At 33.2% G+C, this 24,231-nt stretch carries 23 protein-coding genes; 16 read left to right on the top strand and 7 right to left on the bottom strand.

All coding sequences use genetic code 11. From position 1 onward, the window contains the following. Positions 1-17 precede the first annotated feature (17 nt). The 6 genes from AC6H33_RS04915 to AC6H33_RS04890 all read left to right on the top strand — a co-directional run bounded on the left by AC6H33_RS04915 (position 18) and on the right by AC6H33_RS04890 (position 5,453). Entirely contained in the window at positions 18-842 is an 825-nt protein-coding gene (locus AC6H33_RS04915; protein ID WP_497605842.1) for a HipA family kinase, read from the top strand. A 9-nt stretch (positions 843-851) separates the two neighbouring features. Continuing rightward, positions 852-1,625, top strand: coding sequence for a DUF3037 domain-containing protein (locus AC6H33_RS04910; protein WP_497605841.1), 774 nt, complete (start codon positions 852-854; stop codon positions 1,623-1,625). 86 nt (positions 1,626-1,711) lie between these two features. Next, positions 1,712-2,842, top strand: a complete 1,131-nt coding sequence (locus tag AC6H33_RS04905; RefSeq protein ID WP_497605840.1) for an NAD-dependent epimerase/dehydratase family protein — start codon at positions 1,712-1,714, stop codon at positions 2,840-2,842. Then, positions 2,842-3,831: a WaaS/CpsH family glycosyltransferase gene (locus AC6H33_RS04900; protein WP_497605839.1), complete on the top strand. Its 990-nt coding sequence runs from the start codon at positions 2,842-2,844 to the stop codon at positions 3,829-3,831. Before AC6H33_RS04905 ends, AC6H33_RS04900 begins: the two co-directional genes overlap by 1 nt. Positions 3,832-4,060: 229 nt before the next feature. Next, complete coding sequence (locus AC6H33_RS04895) at positions 4,061-5,266, top strand: type II toxin-antitoxin system HipA family toxin (RefSeq protein ID WP_497605838.1); 1,206 nt, start codon at positions 4,061-4,063, stop codon at positions 5,264-5,266. Further along, positions 5,232-5,453 (top strand): helix-turn-helix domain-containing protein, encoded by a 222-nt coding sequence (locus AC6H33_RS04890; protein ID WP_497605837.1) that lies wholly within the window; start codon positions 5,232-5,234, stop codon positions 5,451-5,453. The genes AC6H33_RS04895 and AC6H33_RS04890 overlap by 35 nt, the downstream gene beginning before the upstream one ends. Before the next feature lie 29 nt (positions 5,454-5,482). Here AC6H33_RS04890 and AC6H33_RS04885 read toward each other — a convergent pair whose 3' ends face one another. The 3 genes from AC6H33_RS04885 to AC6H33_RS04875 form a co-directional block, all read right to left on the bottom strand. After that, positions 5,483-6,847 (bottom strand): IS4 family transposase, encoded by a 1,365-nt coding sequence (locus AC6H33_RS04885; protein WP_497603908.1) that lies wholly within the window; start codon positions 6,845-6,847, stop codon positions 5,483-5,485. Between the two features lie 203 nt (positions 6,848-7,050). Next, complete coding sequence (locus AC6H33_RS04880; protein ID WP_497605836.1) at positions 7,051-7,680, bottom strand: YceI family protein; 630 nt, start codon at positions 7,678-7,680, stop codon at positions 7,051-7,053. Between the two features lie 47 nt (positions 7,681-7,727). After that, positions 7,728-8,378: a class I SAM-dependent methyltransferase gene (locus AC6H33_RS04875; protein ID WP_497605835.1), complete on the bottom strand. Its 651-nt coding sequence runs from the start codon at positions 8,376-8,378 to the stop codon at positions 7,728-7,730. 97 nt (positions 8,379-8,475) lie between these two features. Between AC6H33_RS04875 and AC6H33_RS04870 the strand changes: the two genes are divergently transcribed. Next, positions 8,476-9,594 (top strand): response regulator, encoded by a 1,119-nt coding sequence (locus AC6H33_RS04870; RefSeq protein WP_497605834.1) that lies wholly within the window; start codon positions 8,476-8,478, stop codon positions 9,592-9,594. Here the strand turns inward: AC6H33_RS04870 and AC6H33_RS04865 are convergent, their stop codons facing one another. Genes AC6H33_RS04865 through AC6H33_RS04850 form a run of 4 tightly spaced genes read right to left on the bottom strand, consistent with a single transcriptional unit; the run spans position 9,595 to position 11,835 of the window. After that, on the bottom strand, positions 9,595-10,278 hold the full coding sequence (locus AC6H33_RS04865; RefSeq protein WP_497605833.1) for a class I SAM-dependent DNA methyltransferase: 684 nt from the start codon (positions 10,276-10,278) through the stop codon (positions 9,595-9,597). After that, positions 10,275-10,904, bottom strand: a complete 630-nt coding sequence (gene hisG / locus AC6H33_RS04860; protein ID WP_497605832.1) for an ATP phosphoribosyltransferase — start codon at positions 10,902-10,904, stop codon at positions 10,275-10,277. Before hisG ends, AC6H33_RS04865 begins: the two co-directional genes overlap by 4 nt. Beyond that, positions 10,898-11,515, bottom strand: coding sequence for a type III pantothenate kinase (locus AC6H33_RS04855; protein ID WP_497605831.1), 618 nt, complete (start codon positions 11,513-11,515; stop codon positions 10,898-10,900). Before AC6H33_RS04855 ends, hisG begins: the two co-directional genes overlap by 7 nt. Then, positions 11,515-11,835 carry a hypothetical protein gene (locus AC6H33_RS04850; RefSeq protein WP_497605830.1) on the bottom strand — a complete coding sequence of 107 codons (321 nt, stop codon included), beginning with the start codon at positions 11,833-11,835 and terminating at the stop codon, positions 11,515-11,517. Before AC6H33_RS04850 ends, AC6H33_RS04855 begins: the two co-directional genes overlap by 1 nt. 88 nt (positions 11,836-11,923) lie before the next feature. Here AC6H33_RS04850 and AC6H33_RS04845 point away from each other — a divergent pair, with 88 nt between their 5' ends. The 9 genes from AC6H33_RS04845 (at position 11,924) to AC6H33_RS04805 (ending at position 24,212) form a co-directional block, all read left to right on the top strand. Next, the gene (locus AC6H33_RS04845; RefSeq protein WP_497605829.1) at positions 11,924-12,883 is read left to right on the top strand and encodes an HD-GYP domain-containing protein; all 960 of its coding nucleotides are present in this window, start codon (positions 11,924-11,926) and stop codon (positions 12,881-12,883) included. Further along, a complete protein-coding gene (locus AC6H33_RS04840; protein ID WP_497605828.1) occupies positions 12,883-13,197 on the top strand; it encodes a hypothetical protein in 315 nt (104 codons plus the stop codon). Before AC6H33_RS04845 ends, AC6H33_RS04840 begins: the two co-directional genes overlap by 1 nt. 53 nt (positions 13,198-13,250) lie before the next feature. Next, the gene (locus tag AC6H33_RS04835; RefSeq protein ID WP_497605827.1) at positions 13,251-14,420 is read left to right on the top strand and encodes a TolC family protein; all 1,170 of its coding nucleotides are present in this window, start codon (positions 13,251-13,253) and stop codon (positions 14,418-14,420) included. Then, positions 14,413-15,507: an efflux RND transporter periplasmic adaptor subunit gene (locus AC6H33_RS04830; RefSeq protein ID WP_497605826.1), complete on the top strand. Its 1,095-nt coding sequence runs from the start codon at positions 14,413-14,415 to the stop codon at positions 15,505-15,507. The genes AC6H33_RS04835 and AC6H33_RS04830 overlap by 8 nt, the downstream gene beginning before the upstream one ends. Before the next feature lie 9 nt (positions 15,508-15,516). After that, positions 15,517-18,567, top strand: coding sequence for an efflux RND transporter permease subunit (locus AC6H33_RS04825; protein ID WP_497605825.1), 3,051 nt, complete (start codon positions 15,517-15,519; stop codon positions 18,565-18,567). 202 nt (positions 18,568-18,769) lie between these two features. Then, positions 18,770-20,143, top strand: a complete 1,374-nt coding sequence (locus AC6H33_RS04820) for a TolC family protein (protein WP_497605824.1) — start codon at positions 18,770-18,772, stop codon at positions 20,141-20,143. Next, a complete protein-coding gene (locus tag AC6H33_RS04815) occupies positions 20,140-20,931 on the top strand; it encodes an efflux RND transporter periplasmic adaptor subunit (RefSeq protein ID WP_497605823.1) in 792 nt (263 codons plus the stop codon). The genes AC6H33_RS04820 and AC6H33_RS04815 overlap by 4 nt, the downstream gene beginning before the upstream one ends. 6 nt (positions 20,932-20,937) lie before the next feature. Continuing rightward, positions 20,938-22,524, top strand: a complete 1,587-nt coding sequence (locus AC6H33_RS04810; RefSeq protein WP_497605822.1) for an efflux RND transporter permease subunit — start codon at positions 20,938-20,940, stop codon at positions 22,522-22,524. Continuing rightward, entirely contained in the window at positions 22,524-24,212 is a 1,689-nt protein-coding gene (locus AC6H33_RS04805) for an efflux RND transporter permease subunit (protein ID WP_497605821.1), read from the top strand. The genes AC6H33_RS04810 and AC6H33_RS04805 overlap by 1 nt, the downstream gene beginning before the upstream one ends. The last annotated feature ends 19 nt before the right edge of the window (positions 24,213-24,231 follow it).

Below are 24,231 nucleotides of genomic sequence, written 5' to 3'. Positions count from 1 at the left end.
AAACATAAAGAAGAGCAATGAGAGAGATTAGACCATTAAAAATCATATCTATCATCAAGCCTGCTGGTTTTGGTGGCACAAAGCCTATCATAGTAAGAGCAGAAGATGAAAAACTTTATGTACTAAAAACTAGAGAAGATGGAACAAATCCAAAAGATCTTGGAGTGTTCAACGAAACATTGGCTTATCTCTTGCATGATGAGATGGGATTTGGTATCTCTCCTCAAAATGTGTGTTATTTGTATATTGACGATGATGTAGTAGATATGGTTTTTGATGCATACACTCAAAACATAATAGAAAAAGAGTCCTATGAGTATATAAAAGACTCCAAAGGTTTTAATGTGGGTGTTGAATATATAGAAGATGCCATGGAAATCAAAAGTGAAAAAATGAATAAAACATTTGTAAGAGATACCATAAGACTTGATAACTATATCTTAAACTGTGATAGAGTTGAAGGAGCAAATTCAAATATCTTACAAGACAAAAAAGATAGAAGAAAGTACTATGCTATAGACTATGGAAATGCTTTGGCAGATGCTATTTTGTACGAAAAGATAGTGAGTGGTGAAGATATTTCAATGCAAATATTATGCAATTTACCAAAAAGTTCAGGAAGATATATATTTAAAAATAGTGATGAACAAATGAATTATAAATTAACAGCTCAAAGCATTGATGAATTTACTCAAGTTTTGTTGGATTTGATAGATACCATGCCTCCAGATTGGGAGCCATTAAACTATAAAGTGATGATAGCAAATACTATAGCCAAAAGAATAAAGTCAAGAAAAATATTTGATACGACAGATTTCATAAAATGCGAATGTCTATACTAGGAGAATGAAATGGAAGAGTTTTTAAAAAGACACAACTTTGATATAAACAATAAAATGAAAACAAGAAAGTTTAATATCGTACGATATTTTCCAAAGGTAGATACTTATGAGTTTTTGAATGTTGGGGTTGTTGTATATGATGGGGATGAATTACACTATAGACTTCTAAGTACGAAAGAGATATCACTTCTTCATTGTCCAATTTTAATAGAATCTAAGGTATTGAAAAACTCTGTTGAAGACTTGGGAAATTTTTTACAAGGAAAGTATTCTAGTGATGAAATTATTTCGAAAATAAACAATAGATACAAAAATGTACTCGATACAAGTTTTCAGTTAAGTAGTAAATCAGAAGAACCAATCAATGAGCTTGTACAGAAACTGTTTTATCAGTATGTAGGATACAAGTTAGAAAGAGCCGAAAAAGAGACTACAGCCCAAAAATTTGAACAAAAAACAAAAGAGATAGTAGCAAGAGAATTTAAAGATAAAATAGAAGTAAAAAAGTCAGTTATTAGTGGGTTTAGCTTGGATTTTTACAATAAAAAGTCTTCTAAGATTGTCCACTCTCTTATAGGAAGTATAAATAACTCTCAAGATGTTTTTAGAGCCTTTCAAGGTGTACCGCTTCATATTTCAAGTGGAACAGAGTATGACTTTTTAAATGCAGTGAATAATGCAAATGTAGAAAATAAAGAGAAATTATTAAGAAATGGTATCAAAGTATTTAACTATACAAGCGATGATGAAGTTTTTGAGTATTGTAAGCAAGTGTTGAATTAACTCGCACATACCGTGCGAGAAATCTCCAACAAACTGTTGGAGAAATTTGAGAAATAAATAATCATACAATTTAAGTTGGAGAAACAATGAAATATAAAAAAGTATTAATAACAGGTGGAGCAGGATTTATAGGTTCAAACTTGAGTTTGAAACTTATAGAAAAAGGGTATAAAGTAACAGTTCTGGATAACCTCTCACCTCAGATACATGGTGAATACTCACCATTATATGAAAGTATCAAAGATAAAGTAAACTTCATCAAAGGGACAGTTTTAAGCTACGACGACTGGAAAAAAGCACTTGACGGAACAGATGTAGTTGTGCATCTAGCAGCTGAGACAGGCACGGGTCAATCTATGTATGAGATAGAAAAATATACTGATGTAAATATCAAAGGAACTTCAATATTTTTAGATATTTTGGCAAATGAAAAGCATAGTGTAAAAAAGATGATAATTGCTTCTTCTAGGTCTATTTATGGCGAAGGTAAGTATGAATGTCCAAAATGTGGAGTAGTCTATCCGAGTGAACGAAAAGATGAAGATATGGCAAAAGGTGATTTTGCTGTAAAGTGTCCAATGTGTGGAGCAAATGCAAAACTAATGGCAACTGATGAGACAAGCAAAATTCATCCAAGCTCAATTTACGGCATTACGAAACAAGTACAAGAACAGATGTTTATGGTAATGGGAAAATCTCTAAATATCCCAGCAGTTGCATTTAGATATCAAAATGTGTATGGAGCAGGACAATCACTAAGTAACCCATATACTGGAATTTTATCTATCTTCTCAACTAGAATAAAAAATGGAAATGATATAAATATCTTTGAAGATGGAAAAGAGAGTCGTGATTTTGTCTATGTCGATGATGTGGTTGAAGCTACTATTTTAGGAATAGAAAAAGATGAAGCAAACTATGAAGTATTTAATGTGGGACTGGGAGAAGCAATAGATGTAAATACTGTTGCAGATACACTTGTGAGAGCTTATAATAGTAACTCTAAAATCACTATTTCAGGAAATTATAGACTTGGAGATATTAGAGATAATTATGCAGATTTGGATAAAATAAAAGCTAAATTAGGGTTTGAACCAAAAGTGAGTTTTGAAGAAGGGATAAGACGATTTACAGCATGGGTAAACGCTCAAGATGTTGTAGAAGATAAGTATGAAACAAGTATAAATGAGATGAAAGAGAAAGGGCTTTATAAGTAATGAATAGGTATTTAGAAAATAAAAATATTTTATACATAAGTCCTAAATTTTTTGGATATGAAAAAATTATCAAAGAAAAATTAGAAAATCTAGGTGCAATAGTTGATTATTTTGATGATAGACCAAGTAATGATTTTTTAACAAAAGTTTTTATTCGATTGAAGCTAAAATTTTTTGTTAATAATAAAATTAATAAATATTATAATGAAATGTTTGAATTTATCAAGCATAAAAATTATGACTATGTTTTTGTTGTATCTCCAGAAACTTTTTCTTTTAAAGAGCTGCAAATTATAAAAGTTCTACAACCAAAAGCAAAAATTATATTGTATATGTGGGATTCCTTTGAAAATAAAAATAGTTTTAATACAATTGAGTTGTTTGATGAAGTTTTTTCTTTTGATAATAGAGATGCTCAAAAATATGATTTATCATTTTTACCTTTGTTTTATATAGAAGAATATGAAAAATTAGAAACAAAAAAATATGAATTTGATATAACTTTTATTGCAACTGCACACAGTGATAGATATAAAATAGCAAAGAGAGTAAATACAATATTAGATAACTATAAGAGTTACTACTATTTTTATTTACCTAGTAAGATAATGTATTATATTAGAAAATATTTTGTTAAAAATTATGAGTATGGTAGCATCAATGATTTTAATTTTAAACCTCTAGAACATAGTAAAATAGTTGATTTTTTCCGTAAAAGTAAAGTAGTTTTAGATATTAATCATCCAGGTCAGTATGGATTAACAATGCGTACTTTTGAGTGTCTTGGGGGTAAAAAGAAATTAATCACTACCAATCAGAATATATTGGAATACGACTTTTATAATCCAAATAATATTATGGTAATTGATAGAAACAATATAATTATTGATAAAAGTTTTTTTGATTCACCATATGAAGAGTCAGAAAGAAAAATATATGAAAAATATTCTATTGAAAATTGGTTAAAAACTATTTTTAGAGAGAAATAATTATGATTATATAGTTTTATTTTTAATCTCATTTTTATTGACATATTTTATAAAAGAATATGCGATCAAAAAGTCGTTTGCAAATCCTTATAGTAAAGAAGAAAGGATTCAATTAATGCTTCATCCTACAGGCACTTCTTTCATGGTGAATGGTGAATAATTGTATAATTTACTTTACAAAACATAACTTATATAGTATAATTGTAAATCAATTTATACAAGGTAAGTAATGATAGAGATATTTCACCATCAAAAAGCAGTAGCATCATTTATCAAAGATAATAGAAACTTTATCATAGACTATAAAAATTTTGATATACAAAACTCTATAGCACTCTCTTTACCAAATACTCAAAAGATTTATCTGTATGATTATAAATTTCCACCTTTTTTGGAGAGTTTTTTACCTGAGGGGTATTTGTATGAGATATTTAAAAATCTTTTATCAAAAGAATATGGTAAGGTAGATGACTATCTTATATTTTCACTACTTTGTTCCAATATCCAATCAAGAGTAGAATTTAAAAGTGATTTGCAAAATAGTGTTGAGTTTCCAAAGTTTTATATAGATGAGATCTTAGCAAACGATACAAACGATACTTTCAGTAATCTTCTTCAAACCTTTTTAAATAAAAATGCCATCAGTGGAGTTCAGCCAAAAACAATAGCACTATTAAATGACAAAGAAAAACTAGACACCAAAGAGTACATCATTAAAACTTGGGGTGAAGAGTATCAAGATTTGGCTCTCAATGAATACTTTTGCCTAAAAGCTGTAGAAAAAGCAGGGGTAAAAATAGCAAATATTCAGTTATCTAAAAACAATAAGTTTTTAATAGTAGAAAAATTTACACTAAAAAATGATGGTAGTTTTTATGGATTTGAAGAGATATTGTCCTTGATGGATAAAAATAAGGATAGTAAGTATGATGGTAGCTATGAGCAGATAGCTAAAATCATCTACTCATATACTACCAATAAAAAAGAGTCTATGATAGCTTTTTATAAAACTGTAGTGATGAATTATCTGCTTAAAAATGGTGATGCACATCTGAAAAATTTTGGTCTTTTGTTTGATGATGATTTTAAAAATATTTTTTATTCACCTGCATATGATGTTGTAAATACTGTTGTTTATATTCACAAAGATAAACCAGCACTTATGCTTGATGGTAAAAAGATATGGCACTCAAAAGATACTCTTATAAAATTTGGGCAAAAGAGTTGTCTTTTGAGTTTAAGAGAAGCTAAGAAATATTATGGGGAATGTTACGCTGCACTACTTTGGGCAATAGATGAACTAGAAATTTATTTGACTAAAAACCCAGATTTTAAAATAGGAAAGATGATGTTGGATAGTTGGAAGTTATCTTTAAAAGAAGTTAGTATAAAGGAGCTTGATGATGATACTATCAGAACTTGGAAAAACTATTAAAACTTTACGAAAGCAAAAAGGTTTGTCTCAAGAGAGTTTAGCAGAACAATCTAGTATCTCAAGAGCGACACTATCAAAACTTGAAAATGGATACATTGCAAATATAAGTATAGTCACAGTCAATCAAATACTTTCACTTCTTGGATATGAGATAGATATCAAACCAACCAATCCATTTATGACATAAGAAAAAATAGATGATATATATAACTTTACTCAGCTTTCGCACATAAAACCCAACTCTTTTTGAGTATAAGCGTTGAGTACAGCGAGAATAGTCAGTAAATCTTTATTATCCTTGACAACATTTTCAATTTCAGAGATTTTTGTCAGTATTTGAATGAAGAGTTGCATTGATATTGCAAGAGTTTCAAGCTCACACTCTAAGTCTCTAAATAATTCTCCTAGAGTTTGTGGCTCATGTTTTATGCGATTGATATAGCTTACAATGTTGTAGGCAAACATTGAGAGAGTTATTTTTGCAATTAGTGATTCATAGATACGATTCTCTTCTTTGCCAAACCCAAACAGGTTTCGCAAATCTTTGTAACCTTGCTCAATATTCCATCTCTTTTTATAAGTTGCTAGAATCTCTTTGCCTATAATGATAATATCAGTTGAGATAAAAACCAACAAGTCTTTACCTGTGTGCAAAAATACGAGCTTGACTTTGCCTAGAACAGCATGTTCTACAATTGCATCGAAATATTTATAAGATATTTTTCCATGTTTGCCACTCTGTTTATGACGAGAGTTTTTCATACTATCATAGATTGCATTCATAGTTTTATGTTTGCCCTTAAAGTTCCAAATGAGTTTATTATTTGGAAGTCTTGCTATTACTGGCATGCCAAGCTCATTAGCTTGATGTATGAAGTCTGGTTTAGCGTACCAACTGTCTATAAGTAGGTAGTCTGCATCTACCCCTTGCTCTAACGCTCTCTCAAGCATCTCAATAGCTAAAATGTTTTTACCTTTGAGAGATTCAACTTTACGCTTATGAGAATTACTACGATGATGAACAGTTGAAGTGAATTCAGATATATCTTTTCGACGACTATCATTCATCTTGATGGAAAAATCAAGTTGAAATGTTGAATGTGAATCTGCATAATTTAGAGATACGATATTGAGCGCATTTATGCTTCTGTGCTCTTTATTGCTCCAAATATATTTACAGCTTCCTTCAATATGTTTACCACTTTTAGCTTCGACTGTGTCATCAATAATGAGCAAGCGATGTTCACCGTTTTTATGTAGAGGTTTTATTCTTTGCAAAAGCGCAGTAGTGCTTAGTATTAAAAACTTTCGCCAGTTGTAACGACTCTCTTTGATAAATCGGTAATAAGCGTCTTTGCCAAATGCACTATCGCTCTTTTTTATGAATGTAGACTGTCTTTTATTCATGATAAGCATATACACGAAGTGTAAGATTATTTGAAATGGTGGATAGCCGACATTTCGTTTAATGAAGTTGCTCTGCTTGAGTATTTTTGTGATTTTTATCTCTATTAGCACTTCAAGGATTGGATTCTTTAATATGCTTTTCATAGCAGTTTCTATATAATTTGCAAGTTCCATAAAATAGACCTTTATAATGATGTTAGTGGTAACATAATTATACTAAAAAGCGCCTATTTATGGGCTTTCGTAGATAAATTAAACATCAAAATCTATGTGCGAAAGTTGAGTAACTTTACTTATACTATCTTTTGCATTGACATATTTCATAAAAGAGTATGCTATAAAAAATAGTATAAAATCTTTTAAAAGAGTTAGTTATCTTAGTTTATAGCTTTAGCTCTACAGAGAGTTGCTTCTATTTTTGTTTTGAAGCCGATTCCAACATCACTCCATGTTTTACCCTCGTGAAGGTCATAACAAGCTTTATTTATTCCAGACAATGCTTCGTTTGCGCTAAATTCTAGCAAGTCAATTGAACCTTTTGCTTCAAAGATTCCATCACTAAAACTATAAGTCATAGGAGTTGTTTTTTTAACACCGTTCATCTCTATCTCTAACGTTACAACGCCTGTTCTTGGAGCATCTTTGACTTTTTTATCTGCTTTGATATCAACTATCTTTGCATTTATATTTTTATCACTCATGAGTCCAAAGAAAAATTTTGCAAGTTTTGCATCACGATCTTGATGTTTAGAGTTTACACTTGAAGTATCTATAACAACAGATGAACCAACTAAGATAGAACGAAAGTTTTCACCGCTTGGGGCAACTGGAGTATAAGTTACTTTATCAAAAGTTCCGCCAACACCAACTTTTTTTGGAGTTTTATATCCTGTCCAACTAACTTCTATCGGGCCACTTTGAGCTAAAGTACATCCGCTTTTTTCACTTGCATTTACGTTAAATGCGAAAGATAGCACCACTAAAGCTGAGAGTATTACATTTTTCATTTTTAATCCTTGACATAATTTTGACAGATTATAGCCTCTATTTCTTTTTAATCTGCTCTTTTTTTAAACAGAACACTATTTTTAAAGTTATGTTTAACTATCTGAATATTTAACATCTTGGCTATATACGAAAAAGTGTTCAGGTTAAAAAAACCTATATGAGTTATATCTCTAATATACCACCACTTAAAAAATTCCTCATCATTATCTGGATGAAATGCGCTCATAAGCAGAAGATAACCATCTTTTTTTATATGTAAAAGTAACTCTTCAAATATTTCAAGCGGATTTTGCAGATGCTCAAAAACCTCTGTTGAGAGAATTAAATCATACTCTTTTTCTTTATATATCTGTTTTGGAAAATAGTGCAAATCATATCTATCACATGAAATCCCCTCTCGCTCAAGGACTATTGGCAAAACTTCACCCTCTCCGCATCCAAAATCCAATGAGGTTTTTATCTCATCTCTATATGGCAAAACAAACTCACCAACCAAATCTTCAAACATTTTTACATAGCCAAGGGATTCAAGAGTATTGTTATGCTTGTCATAGTGTGCTCTCTCTCGCACCTCATCGACGTAAAAGCTCTCATCTAGCGCTATATAGCCACAAACAGAGCATTTATCATACTCTTTAGTGCTTTTTTTATCTACTATTTTATCGGTTTTGCTACTGCATATTTTACATATTTTCATAGTGCAAATGATACCATCTATTTTTTTATCTTCGAGAAGATATAATTTAACTCTTTGATTTATATTTTAAAAATTTAACTACGTGCGAGGCTCTTTTATGGATGAAAAACAGACGATATTGATAATAGATGATATAAAACAAAACATTGATACTTTAACTAGCCTACTTCAAAATTACAATCTATTAACCGCTTCAGATAAGAAAAATGCAATTGATGTGCTATCAAATGAAAACAGCATAGACCTTATTCTTCTAAATATCAAAATGTTAGGGGTAGATGGCTGTAATATTTGTAAAACTTTAAAAAGCACGCCAAGTATATCTCACATACCTATAATTTTTTTAAGCTCAAAACATGAACAAGCAGAGATTAAAAGAGGATTTGACGCAGGTGGAGTTGACTACATTAGTCAGCCATTTCACCCAGATGAACTTCTCTCAAGAGTATCAACGCACCTTAACCTAAGAGCTTATGAAAAAAACCTCGAACGCAGAGTTCAAGAAGAGATATATAGCAACAAAACAAAAGAACAGATGATGTATCAACAATCAAAACAGGCCGCTTTAGGACAACTTTTGATGCATATTTCATATCAATGGAAACAACCTCTTGCGTCACTTAAATCAATAAACACTAAAAATAGAGAAGAACTCTTGTCTTCAAGCTCTTTTGATAAAGATGAATTTTTAAAATCACTAAAAAAATCAGAAGATATAATTGAATTTATGGGTGAGACGATAGATACGTTTCAAGATTTTTATAAGCCATCTTATGACATTAAGAAGTTTTCTCTTACTGACACTATCTTAGAAATTCTTACAATCGTTGAGGGAACTTTCTATTTTGATGATATTAAAATATATATTATCTCACATGAAGAAGAGAACACATTTGGAAATCAAAATGAGTTTTCACAAGTAATTTTTACTATTTTAAATAACGCAAGAGAGATTTTTAAATTAAGAGATACGATAAATCCAGAGATTCATCTCTCAATTAGTGACAAAAAAATTACTATCAGCGATAATGGTGGTGGAATCACAAAAAAATCATTTGATAATCTTTTTGCATATAGTGACGGAATCAATAATGACCTACATCTCGGTCTTTATCTATCAAAAATTTTAGTTGAGAAAAATGGCGGAGTAATAACAGCATCAAACTCTAAAGATGGCGCTGTTTTCACTATAGAGTTTTTAACTTGGATGGAGTAATTACTTCTTTTTAAATATAAGAAGTGTCTTGTCTTTTGTGTCATATAGCGAGAAAGTCTGCTTATCTATAAGTTTTAGAGAGTTTGGTTTTTCAAAGATTTTTAGTTTATGAAAATACTGAACTATAGTGTCTTGATATTTTTTGTATCTCTCATCTTCGCATTTCTCAAAAAGCGTAAATTTCGTAAAGAGTTTATCATCTTCAAAAACAGCATCAACAACTAAAAATTCATTCTCGTTTTGGCTGCTCATACTGCCCTCAGCAACATCCTTAAATCCATAAAGTGTATTTATATCTGCGATAAACACGCCATCATCATTCAGGCGAAGAGCAACTTCATCTAAAAACTTCAGCAATTCATCTTCATTTAAAAAGTTTAGCACATCAAATATAGCCACGATTGCGTCATATTTGCCATCAACTTTTGATATATCAACACACTGGGCATCCAGTCCATCAGCCTTACACTCCTGCACCATAACAGAGCTAAGGTCGATTCCACTGCATGTAACGCCATCGCTTATCATGCGTTTCATAAAACCGCCACGACCGCAACCAATGTCTAAGAGTGTTGCAACACTGTAACTATCCAACTCTGAACGATACAAATCATAAAGCGCTTCTGTTGCTTCTTCAATGCCTAAGAGATGTTCAGCTTTTGCATATAAGTCTAAATTTGTCATTTTACTTTTTGCTCTGCATCTATTACGCTCTTAATCTTCTCGTAAATATCAAGCACTTCATCTTTTTTAGCGATATAGCTGTTTTTGTTTGCGATGAGATAAGTTGATGAAGTCATGATATCCTCTACAACTTCTAGTCCGTTTTGTTTCATGGTTGAGCCAGTTTCTACAACATCAACAATCATATCCGCAAGACCGATAAGTGGAGCTAATTCAATAGAACCATATAGTTTGATAATGTCAACCGAGACAGCACGCTCTTCAAAGTAGCGTTTTGTGATGTTTACCATCTTTGAAGCGACTTTAATCTCTGGTTTATCAAGATCAAACTTCTCGCCCTTTTTCATCCCAATAGCAACTTTACATATTCCGCGCTTCAAATCAAGCAGACGAATCACATCCAGCCCCTGCTCTTCTAGAGTATCAAGTCCAACAACCCCTATATCAGCTGCTTGATGAAAAACATATGTAGCAACATCTTGATTTCTTACAAGCAAGAAACGAAACTTTGGAGTCTCTAGTATCAACTTTCTATCATCAAACGCAAAACCATCGCCAAAGAGATTCTCAAAAATCTCTAAAGTCTCTTGCGCAATACGTCCTTTTGGAAGTGCTATCGTTAGCATAAATTGGCCTTTTTCATAATATTTTTCATTCCCTTAAAAAGCAGTAACTCATCTACTTGTGAGTTGATAAAAAGTTTACTAAACTCTCCTGCATTACCGCCTGTAAGATATATTTTCATACCATAAGAGGCAACCTCTTTGTAAAGAAGCCCAAGGTATCCATAACTTATGGCATCACGGGAATTTTTCGGCATTTTATCCAAATCAAGCTCAAAGTTAAATGAGTACTCAAGTGAGGGAGATATATTTTTATAACACGCACTAATTGCATTTATCCCTGCGTAGATAAAACCGCCCTCAAAATTGCCACTCTTGATAATATCAACAGTGATAGCACTTCCCGCATCTACAACAACGCCATCTTTGATAGCTTCACATGCCATAATTCTGTCTATTCCCATAGTTTTATAGTATCTGCTCATATCAACATACAAAGATAAATCAATCCAATTCTCCAGTAAAGATAGACGCTCTTTTACTACGCTATTTACGCATATATAAAAAACTTTTTCTTTTACTGATGATGGATCAAAGAGTTTTGCATCCTCTTTGTAAGATGAGTGCTCATCAAAAAAATGGTAAGTTGTGTTTCCGATGTCACATAGAAGCATTACTGGATTTTCCAGCCCAACTCTTTGAGTGCATCTTTGGCTTTTGAACAAAGAGGGGCATCTATAAAAATAGTTTTGTGCTTAAAGTTGTGCGCACAAAAAATAGTTAGTTTTGCATAAATCTCTTCAAATTTATGTACATCTTTCATAAGCAGTTTACTCTTTTGGCTAATGGCAAAAATAGCCCAGAAATACCCAGTAACATCTGTTGCTTTGTATATCTTGATTCTGTTTCTGATTCCCAACTCTTTGGTAGAAATCTCTTGCATTTTTTTGTAAATTTTCCCTTTTTTTCTAAGAGAATCCACTATCATCTGCATATTTTTTTGCCTTTGTTTTAAAGCGAAATTCTAACTAATAATTGTTTAGTACAACATTTATTTTAAACATCTGGCTATAATCGCAAACATGAAAGTTATTAAAACAAAATTAGATTATTCGCGCAGTTACATAAGATTTGATTTAAACACGATTTCCATTGGTGAAGTTGTTCCCTTTGACATCTTAATAAAAAAAGATAATGATTTTGTGATAATAATCGAAGCAGGTACACTTATAAATGAAGCTCTTTATGCAAAACTTCAAAACCACACAAACCTCTATCTAGCCAAAGCTGATGAAGAAAAACAGATTTTATCATGTGAGAGTCTAAGATACTATATTCGCCACAATATAAACAATCACCAAAAAAGAGTAGCTCTTCTTTATAATGTAACTTCTGGTTTTTTTGATATATTTATAAATAGCAAAGAGAATAAAATCGACTCACAATGCAGTGAACTTATAGTTAAATCAATAATCTATCTTGTAAAAAATGACCAAAATTTTATAAAAAATATAATGCCATACTTTAACAACGAAGACCTCTTGGAGTACCACTCTTTGCATGTTGCCATCTATGCAATTGCTCTAGGCTATACACTAAAATTCTCTGATACTAAGCTAGTCCAGCTTGGAACGGCAGCGTTTTTACATGATGTAGGTCTTAAGAGAATTGATACAAATATCATCAGAAAAGAGACAAAACTAGACAAACATGAGAATCTCTTAGTTCAAAAACACTGCAGCTACAGTGTTGAAATTATAAAACAGAACAAAATTTTAGATCCATACATCCTAGACGCTGTAATGAATCATCATGAGCGTTATGATGGAAGTGGTTATCCAAATGGACTTAAGAAAAACGATATAAGCGATTTTGCCTCTATTTTGGCAATATGTGATGTTTTTGATGCACTTACTAGTCATAGACCTCACAGAAAGAGCTTCTCATCTTTTGAAGCATTAAAACTAATGATGAGGGATTCTGAGATGATTAATCAATTCAATCAACAATACCTTCTGCTTAGCCTTAAGATGATATCTTAATGAAATTTGCAAAAGCAGATAAAATAGTAACTTTTGCTCTGCTATTTGTCATGAGCTTTTCTCTTGTTCATGAGTATATTTTTGCATACTACGACAACGAACACTGCACAATTAGCCAATATATAAGTGAGCAAGAGATGCCATCAGACCATGGCGATATTTGCGATATACACTACGAGTACCATCATCTATACATACCGCAAGAGGATAATATCTTAGCTTATGTTGATGCTGAGAATTTTTTTAGAACTTACAAAAAAGAGTCATATAAATTTCAAACAAATCTGGATTTCTTCAAACCCCCTATCGCTTAACACTTCAATCCAACCATAACCTACAACAAATTTTTATTTTATAAAGGATGATTATGTTTAAATACATAAGCACATCTCTACTCTTGTGTACCTTTTTGAGTGCCGAGAGTTTTGATATATTTTTACAAAAAGCTATAGATAGAAGTGCATATTTATATGCTCATTCACTTGAGATAAAAGAGAGCGAAATAGAAGCTGACATATCTTTAAAGTATGAGAACCCAACGTTGGAACTCACCCACTCATCATTTAAACCTACAAACAATAAAGCAGATGACGGATATATCTTAAATCTATCCCAGCCAGTTCGTTTATGGGGCATAAAAGATGATACAAAAGCTCTAAATAGCGCAAACATTAAAACAAAAAATGCCTCTTTTAGCCAAAAAAAGGCTGAGTTTATCCGCAACATATCTCTAAAATATACAATCTACTCTGAGCAAAAGAGAGTCCTAGAACTTGCCAAAGAGGAGATAGCCATTGCAAAGAAAATATATGAAATATCTGCTCTAAGATTTCAAAACGGAGCAATCTCAAAAGGAGTAGAGCTTCAAGCACTACTTGATTATGAAAAGAGTCAAAACTCAAAAGAGTTTGCCCACATAAACACTATTTCATCATATTATGACCTTCTTGGCACAGCAGATGCAAATGAGGAGACAGAGCTTGATGATGGCTATGACTTCACTCTAAAGAGAGCTATACATGAGAGTAAAAACCCTTCTATTGAGCTACTGAGTGCACAAAAAGATAGCGCTCTTATGGAAGCAAAAGTAAATTCACATGCAATAAAAAGTATCGATATCTTTGGGGAGTTTGAGAGTGAGCCAGAGCAAGATATCTTTAGATTTGGAGTAAATATCCCTCTTGCTATATTTAACGATAACAAAGAAGAGGCAAAATTATCAACTCTTAGAGCCTCAAAGTTTGATAGCTTAAGCAAGAATGAGAAAAATATCACAAGCATGGAGTTAAAAAAACTCTACAAAGAGAGGGATGCTCTGCTTAAGTTAAAGGCGAGTTGCGCAAGAACTCTGCAAACAGAGGTTGAACTTTTGGCAATGTATGAGGATGGATATAAGATTTCAAGTATAAATCTAATCGAACTTCAAGAGATAAAGAACAAAATGTTACAGAGCAAAAGAGCGCTCATAGAGATAGGTACTGCATTAAATAAAAATGCCATAAATACAAACTATATAAAAGGAGTTTACAATGAATAAAATATATCTACTTACACTATTATGCTCCGTATCGCTCTTTGGTATAGAGCTACCTAGCGAAGTTGCACAACTTAGAGTATTTTCTAAAAGTGTAAAACTAAACTCAAAAGTTATTCAGCTCTCAAATGCCCAGCAATCAATCACTTCACTTCTAAGTGGGCATTTAGAGCGTTACTTTGTAGAGCCAAACCAAAAGATAAAAACTGGAGATAAAATTGCACTTATTGAGTCAATAGAGCTCTCAAATATCACATCAAAATATCTCTCACTTAAAAAACAGCTTCTCTCTTTGGATAAAAACCAAAAAGCTAGTAAGTTGCTCTATGAGAAAGGTATGCTCTCTATGCAGGATGCAAACAGACAAACGATAGAGTTTGATATGGTCTCATCGGAGATAGATGGATTGAAATCACAACTAAATACCCTTGGAATAAATCCAAACAAGTTAGTTGAGCCAACGGGAAATTTTATCATCTATGCTCACAGCGCTGGGCGTGTTGCTGCTCTTTTGGAGCCACTGCACAAGGTTATAAAAGAGGATGAACCACTTGTCTCCATAGTAAAAGAACAAGCCTTTTATATAAAGTCGTATCTGCCTCTTGAGTATGCACAAAGTGTAAAAGTTACTCAAAAGATAAGCCTAGAGCATAACAAAAAGATAGTTACAACCCATATAACTCAGATACTTCCCGAGCTAGACGAGCAGAGCCAGAGAGTTATCTTGCTCTCAAGCATTGATGAGATGGTTGACTCTCTGTTTGTTGGAAGTTATCTAGCCTCTACTCTCTATTTTGATGAGGCGAAAAAGTATGTCGGCGTAAAAAAATCAGCTCTATCTTTTTTCAACAATGAGTGGGTTGTATTTATGCATAAAAAAGAAAATGATGCTCATGAAAGTCATGACGAACATAAAGATGAAGATGAGCATGAAGATATTTTTGAAGCTCGTGTTGTAAAAATCATAACTCAAGATGATGAGTATGTAGCCGTAGAGGGCTTAAATGAAGGCGAAGAGTATGTTAGTGACAAAAGCTACTATGCTAAATCTATGATGCTAAAATCATCTCTAGATGAACATGAACACTAGGTGATATAGATGCTAAACAAACTCATTGACATTTCACTTAAATACAGACTTTTAGTCGTTCTCATATTTGTAGCAATTAGCCTATTTGGTTTTAAAGCTTACAAAGAGATTCCAATTGATGCATTTCCAGATATAACTCCTAAGCAGGTTGTTATCTACACAGAGAGTGCTGGAGCATCTGCACAAGATATAGAAAAACTCATAACTTACCCAATAGAATCTGCACTATCTGGCATGGCTGGGGTAAAGATGATAAGTTCAAACTCTTTTTTTGGACTATCGTATGTATCTGTTTTTTTTGAAGATGATTTAGATATATATTTTTTACGTCAGCTTGTAAATGAGAGATTAAGCAGTGTGAATATACCGACTGGCTGGGGTAAACCAGTGATTGGCCCAAACACGACAGGTCTTGGTCAGGTCTTTTGGTACAGATTAAAAGATATGGACAACAAGCTCTCTTTAAAAGAGTTAAGAGAGTTACAAGAGTATGTTGTCTCCCCAATGCTAAAGAGCCTTAGCGGTGTAGAAGAGGTTGTTGGATGGGGCGGTTATCAAAAACAGTACAATGTTTTAGTAGATACAAAAAAGCTCCAAAACGTTGGCATTACCTATGATGATATAGTAAGCACTCTGCAAAAAAGTAATCTCTCAGCTGGTGGACAGTATCTTGAGTTCAACCGTGAGCAGTATCAGATTCGTGGTGCAGGGCTCTACAACACCCTCGATGATATACGAAACAGCGTTATAAAATTTGAATCTGGACAATCCATAACAATACAAGACGTAGCAACAGTGCAAGAGGACTCTGCTCCTAGATTCGGGGCGGTGAGCATTGATGCTAAAGAGGCAGTTATGGGTATGGTTTTACAAAGAAGCGCAACAAATGCCGCAAATGTAGTAAAACTAATCAAAGAGAAGATTCCAACCATAAACTCCGCTCTGCCTCAAGGAGTCACTATCGAGACTATTTATGATAGAACAGAGATAACACACAAAGCATTAAAAACAATGAGTGATGCCCTAATATACGGCATCATACTGGTTGCGCTTATACTATTTTTGTTTCTATTTGAGCTACGTTCGGCATTTATAGTTATCCTATCTCTTCCGCTCTCTTTGTTTATCGCTTTTTTACTTATGCAATACTATGACTTAAGTGCAAATCTTATGAGCCTGAGTGGTCTTGCTATCGCTGTTGGGATGATTGTTGATGGCACTATTGTTATAGTTGAGAACAGTTTTAGAAAGCTTCATGACGAGAGTGATATGCCAAAACTTCAGCTTATATCAGAATCTACAAAAGAGGTTGCAAAACCTGTAACTTTTGCTATTTTGATTATTGCTGCTGTTTTTATTCCTCTTCTTTTACTTGATGGCTTAGCTGGAAAATTATATACACCGATGGCTTTAAACATACTCTTTGTTATGCTTGGCTCATTGATTGTTGCCCTCTTTTTAGTTCCTACTTTAAGTATTTTACTTCTTAAGGCATCAAAAAATAGAGAAAATAGTTTTATGAGAGGCATCAAAAAAGGATACACGCCTCTTTTAGAATTATCTCTAAAACACTCAAAAAAGATGTTTGTTGGAGTATCTGTACTCTTCATCATACTAAGCTATATACTAAGCGCTCAAGGAAGAGAGTTTATGCCTGAGCTAAATGAAGAGTCTATTATGTATAGAGTCATCGCCATTCCAGGAACTGGGCTTGAACAATCCCTCCATAGTGCTAGTGAGATAGAAAAACATATACTAAAAAACTATCCAAATGAAGTAACATCAGTTCTCTCGATGATAGGAAGAAGCGAAAAAGGAGAGACTGCTCAAGCAAACTATATGGAGATATTATTGACTCTAAAAGGCGAGATAAAAGATTTACCAAATCTAACTCTTAAAATGAACAAAGATTTAAAAGAGCATTTTGAGTATCTCCAATTTATACCGACACAGCCAATTGCTATGCGTATAGAAGAGCTTTTAGAGGGAGTAAAAGCTGAGTTAGCCATCAAAATTTATGGGGAAAATCAAAGCATCTTAGAGTCAATCGCGCAAGAGATTCAAAGTAAACTTCAAGGAGTTGATGGACTAAAAGAGATGGAAGTTGAGACTCAACTAGGTCAAGCTCAAATAAAGATAGAACCAAACTATCTCGCTCTTGCACGTTATGGCATAAGTGTAGATGAAGTTATGCGTATAATCAGAAACGGGATAGGTGAAGAGAGCGTAACTGAAATGATTGAGGGTGTTAGACGTTTTGGAATTGTGCCTAAAATAAAAGATGCAAAAAAAGATATAGAGTCTCTAAAAAATATCACTATTCGCTCATCAAACGGTGCGTTGGTAACTCTATCGCAAATATGTGACATAACTATATCTCATGGGGCATCATTTATAAAGCGTGAAAATCTTAGTCGCTACATGGTTGTATCTATGGAAGTTGAGGACAGAGATGTTGCCTCTTTTGTAAAAGAAGCAGATGAGATTTTAAAAAATAGTCTAACCATTCCAAATGGCTATTATACGGCTTGGGCTGGAGATTTTAAAAATATGAAAGAGTCGCAAGAGAAGTTGATGCTAATCATCCCAATAACTCTACTATTGGTAATACTGCTTCTTTATAGTGCCTTTAACTCCATCTCAAAAGCGATGTTAATCCTTTTAAATGTTCCATTTGGATTTATAGGAGGTATTATCGCACTGCTACTGAGCGGGATTTATCTATCAGTATCAGCGATTGTTGGATTTTTGGCAATTTTTGCCATTGCTATTTTAAATGGAATAGTTCTAGTTAGCTTTATCGATGAGCTAAGAGAAAAATTCCCACATGTGGATTTAAAGATAGTTCTAAAAGATGCAACCCTATTGAGACTGCGTCCTGTACTGATGACTGCTTTTACCACACTCTTTGGCATCTTGCCACTGTTATATGCAACTGGTGTAGGAAGCGAGATACAGTATCCACTCGCAGTTGTCATCACTGGAGGAATCATCAGTTCAACACTTCTAACACTGCTTCTATTACCATCCGCATACTTTCTATTTTATCAAAAAAAATAAAGGAGGGCATTTTTGCCTCTCCCTTATTAAAAAATCAATATAATAGATACAATACTTCATCTCAAAAAGAGTACTTTTATCTTTACAATGGGTTACATAAAGTATAGAATTTAGATAGTAAAAGTTTAAAATTTTATTTTTATATATAATAAAATAAAATATGTGTTATAATCAGAACTTAATTTTATCAAGAGAGATGCTTATGAAATATATGTTTACGCTATTCATTTTATCCATTCTTTTGGGCACAACAATGCTTAGTGCTTCAAGTTCAATGGACCTGCGTGAGGCGCTTGAGTTACTAAAATCACAAAATTTAGAGATTAAAAGTGCGCAGTACGATATAGAGAGTGCCATAGAAGAGAGAAAAACAGCTTCAGGAAACCACTTCGGGAAACTTGACTTGATTCAAGATTTTGCACGTTCAAATGACGCTGGAAATGTGTTTGGTTTTAAACTAAGTTCAAGAGAGGCAACTTTTGGAGATTTTGGAGCAGAAGAATTTATGGATGTTTTTACTGCAACAGGTCAAGGAGACTATGTTACTCCTCCACATGGTTTAAACTACCCAGGAACAAGAAACTACTTCCAAAGCAAATTAAAGTATGAGATTCCTATATTTACTGGCTTTAAGATTTCTAGCTATGAGGATATCATGCAGAGCGTTACTAAGATTAGAACGCTAGAAAAAACTCAAATGCTAAATGAAAAAGTGTATGAAACTAGAAAAAGCTTTTATGATATGGCTCTTCTTGAGGACTCTATCTCTAACTTAAATGTTATTTTAAAAAACATAGATACACTTGAAGCTATGACAAAAGAGATGATAGATGTTGGTTATGCAAAAAAAGTTGATTTGCTTGAAGTAACAGCAAAAAAGGGAAATGTTGAGCGTCTAATCTCACAAATGGAGTCAAACAAAGAGCTTTTGTACCACTACATAAGTTTTCTTCTAAACCAAAAAGTGACATCTATAAAAACTCCATCACTTGAGATTATGATGCCAACCGTTACAAATGATGAGATACTTAAAAATAACATAGATATTCAAAAAGCAAACAGTGGACTTGCTCTTAAAAAAAGTATGGTTGATGTAGCAGAGTCTTCATATTACCCAATGGTTGGTGCTTTTGCAGAGGTCGCAACTGCTGATGATAAATTTTTAAATGATGCGAGTGACCATAAATCTTACACAATAGGTGCTAGAGCTACGCTAAATATATTTAATGGTGGCATAGATAGCGCAAATGTTGAAAAATCAAGAGTTGAGTATCTAAAAACACAAACTCAAGTAGCCCTCGCAAAAAGCGGAATTGAGCTTCAAACACAAAAGATAAGAACTGAGATAGAGAGTTTAAACAAAGATATAGAGTCACTAAAAAAAGAGCTTCTTTTAGCTGATGAGATTTACAACAATTATGAGGCGAGATATAGAGAAAAACTCTCTTCAATGAGCGATGTAATCATCAAACAATCTGAGCAGATTCAAAAGATACTGCAACTACAACAGACTCTAAACAAGCGAAACGAGAGAATTTTCGCACTTGAAAAATTAGCAAACGGAGAAGAAAAATGAGAAAAATAGCAATACTTTTGGCAATGCTAAGCGCCATATTATCGGCAGAGGCGATAACACTATCTGGCACAGTTATAAGTGACAACAGAAAGATGATAACAAGCCGTTTTATGGGCTTTGTAACAGATGTTAAAGTATCAGAGGGTGATAGTGTAAAAAAAGGGGCTCTTTTATATACGATTGACTCAAAAGAGATAGATTCTGCTCTTATTCAAGTTGAACTTGGTATATCTCAAGCGCAACTTAGCCTTCAAATGTATCAGAACCAATATACAAACGTAAAATTGAATCTTGATAGACACAGAAGACTTCTTGAAAAAGATATGGTTTCAAAGTTTGAAGTTGAAAATTTAGCTCTTGCAGAAGAGAATCTTGCAAACATGATAATTATTGCTAAAAAACAGGTTATTCAAGCAGAAGCACAATTAGCAGAAGTTAAAAATCAGTATCGCTACTTAAACATAACAGCGCCAAATGATGGTGTAATTGTCTCTAAAAATATAAAAGTCGGGGAGATGGCAATGCCAGGAATGCCAGCTTTAGAGTTATCTGATTTAAGTGATTTGAAAATATCGGCTGAAATATCAGAGGATAATTTAAAACTTATAAAAGAGGGAAAAAAAGTAGTCGTAAATATAGCGTCTCAAAATATCCAAACCGTTGGTATAGTAAGCGCAATCATACCTAGTTCAAATCCTATGACACACTCATTTAAGATAAAAATATCATTTAAAAATGTCTACAACTCTATCTATCCAGGTATGTATGCAACTGTGGTAATTGAGTAGGCTCTGATGATGATTCACTATAAACCAACAGATATCGCTGGTAAATTGGCATCTGGCTTTTTACGAAATCCGCTTACTATTGTTCTTGGTATATTTTTACTATCAATTGGCTACTTAGCCCTAAATATAATGCCTAGAGAAGAGAATCCTCAAATGGTTGTAAGTGGCTCAACTGTTATAGTTGCTCTTCCTGGGGCTAGTGCCGCTGAGATTGAAAAAGCCATCGTAAAACCATTAGAGAGAAAGCTCAAAGAGGTAAAAGGTGTAGAAAATATCTCTTCAATGGCGATGGACAATGTCGGTGTTGTAAATGCTGCATTTTTTATTGGGGAAGAGAAAGAGAACTCCAACCTAAAAATCTATGACAAAATTATGCAAAACTCTAACATGTTCCCAAAAGGTGCGATGAATCCAATCATAAAACCTCTTGATATTGATGTAGATATTCCAGTAATCTCTGTTGCTTTTTATTCAAAAGACGCAAACATGAGCAAAACTGAACTTTACGAAAGAGTTAAAAATATACAGCACCATATAAATGGACTAAGCAACGTTGCAGTTACGGAGCTAAAAGGTGGAAACAGACACCAGTTTAATGTTGAAGTAGATTTAAATAAGCTCTCTGGCTATAACATCTCTATGGGTCAAATTGTTCAAGGTGTCCAATCCTTGTCATACAGTGTTCCAGCTGTAAAAAACAGAACAAAAGAGAATGAGATAGTTATGCTTGGTGTAAAAAATGCTCTTGAGAGTGCTGATGATATCGGAAATATTATTATCGCCCAATATATGGGTTCACCAATCTATCTAAAACAGGTAGCAAAAGTGAGCGCATCTTATGATATTCAAAACTTTAAATCAGCAACTATTAGTAAAAAAAATGAAAATGGAGTCTTCTCAGAACTTCAAAATCAAGTAACACTTACAGTCTCTAAGCTTCAAGGCACAAATGCAGTTGTTATTGCGGATGCAGTTAAGAGTGATTTAGAGACATACAAAGAGTATTTAAACAACAACAATATAGGCTATGTAATCACAAGAAACGATGGTGAGAGAGCAAATGAAGCAGTAAATGAGCTTGTATTTCACCTTCTTTTATCAATCGTAATTATCGCTATTTTATTAATCATAGTTCTTGGATGGAGAGAGTCTCTAATCGTTACATTTACAGTTCCTGCAATCTTAGCAATTACACTTTTTGTAGCATATCTAACAGGACAAACCATAAATCGTATAACACTCTTTGCCTTCTTGCTCTCTCTTGGACTTTTAGTTGATGCTGCTATTATCGTAATTGAAAATATTCACCGTCACTACCACTCAAGAGAGTCTGCAAACAAAAGTGTTGATGATATTATGGTTGAAGCAACAGATGAGATTGGACCACCGACAAACATAGCAACTTTAGCGATTATTATGACGATGGTTCCTATGGCGTTTGTTGGGCAGATGATGGGACAGTTTATGAAACCAATTCCTGCAAACGTTCCAGTTGCTCTTGTGGCTTCACTTTTTGTAGCATATATCTTTACTCCATATCTAGCAGCTAGAATGTTAAAAAAACCAGAGTTTCATAGCGAGGAGAAACATTAATGTTTAAAAAATTTCAAGACACCGTATTTGAGGGTATTCAAAATCCTAAAAAGAGGAACTTTATTCTTATAGCTACATTTATAGCATTTGTCTTATCTGTACTTATGATAGCTCCTAGTAAAATGGTTTTGGCAAAGATGCTCCCTGGAAAAAATAATGATACATTTACTATTTATGCAACCCTTGCAGAGGGAAGCTCTATCGAGCAGACAAACAGAGTAAGCGAGTGTGTAGCAAAATATCTAAAAAATGAGAAAGAGATAACTGACTTTGAGATATTTTTAGGGATGGGTGCTCCTCTTGATTTTGCTGGACTTATCAAAGGCTCACACTTTAAAAATAGTGAAAATGTCTCAGAAATAGTTGTAAACCTTACAAAAAAACACCATAGAGATGAGCCTTCATACTTTATGGTTCAACGCATCAGACCAGAAATTCAAAATAACTGTACAAAACTATATGAAAATACAACCATAACATTTGTAGAGCCACCTGCGGGGCCTCCTGTTTTAGCAGCAATTGTTGCAGAAGTTTATGGTCAAGATTCAGATGGTATCCGTACTCTATCTAACAGAGTTAAAGATGTATTTGAAAAAACAGATGGTTTAGTTGATGTAGAAGTTATGCAAGATGAGATATATGACACTTTTGAAGTAGAAGTTGATAGCACAAAGGTATCTCTCTCTGGAGTGAATATAAAGCAGTTAAACGATGTTTTATATCTTGCATTTGAGGGTATGCAGATAGCTGTTAAAAACTCATCTATGATAAATGATCAGATTCCAATCTATCTCTCACTAAGCAAAGAGTCAAAAAAATTCTCATCAAAAGATATAAATGATATAAAAGCAAAACTATCATCTTTAAAACTTATGAACCAGATGGGAATGATGACGCCGCTAACTGAGCTCGTAACCATAGTACCAAAAAAATCAAACCCTATGATAATGAGCAAAAATCTTCATAAAATGACAAATGTAATGGCTGAGACAGATATGGTTTCACAAGTCTATCCTCTTATGGAAGCAAGAAACACTATCTTAGAGACCTTTAGTGACAAATACGATATAGAAAAAATTGGATTATTTAACCTAAGATTAGTAGATAAAACTTCTAAAGATGTTTATGAGCTAATTTGGGATGGAGAGATGGAAGTAACACTTGATACTTTTGTTGAACTAGGCGCTGCCTTTATCGCAGCACTTGTACTTATATTTTTACTAATGGTAATCTACTATAAAAGCTATACCCTTAGCGGTATCATTTTATTAGGCTCATTTTTATCAATAATTGGAGTAATCGTTGGACACTATATTATGGATATATTTACAGCAGATACATTCTTTTTAACTGCTACGTCACTAATTGGCTTTATCGCACTTATAGGGATAAGCTCTAGAAACTCTCTACTTCTTATAGATTTTACTGCTTCACTGATGAGAGATAGTAAAATGGGCAAAGCAGAAGCTATCGCATACGCAAGTGCAACACGTGCCAAACCTATCTTTCTAACTGCAGCAGCAATTATACTTGCTTCAACGCTTCTAGCAGGAGACGCTGTATTTGGAGGCCTTGGTGTAGCTTTGATCTTTGGAACAATAGCAGCCGTTGTTGCATCTTTGATTATAGTGCCAATACTTCTTTATAAATCTGATTTAAATAAACATTTTAATTTGGATGAAGAGTAGATATTTCTTGCATGTAAAA

The sequence above is a fragment of the Sulfurimonas limnophila genome, from assembly GCF_059705345.1.
Note: the sequence above shows the minus strand (reverse complement) of the source record. Positions and strands in the feature narration are given on the sequence as shown.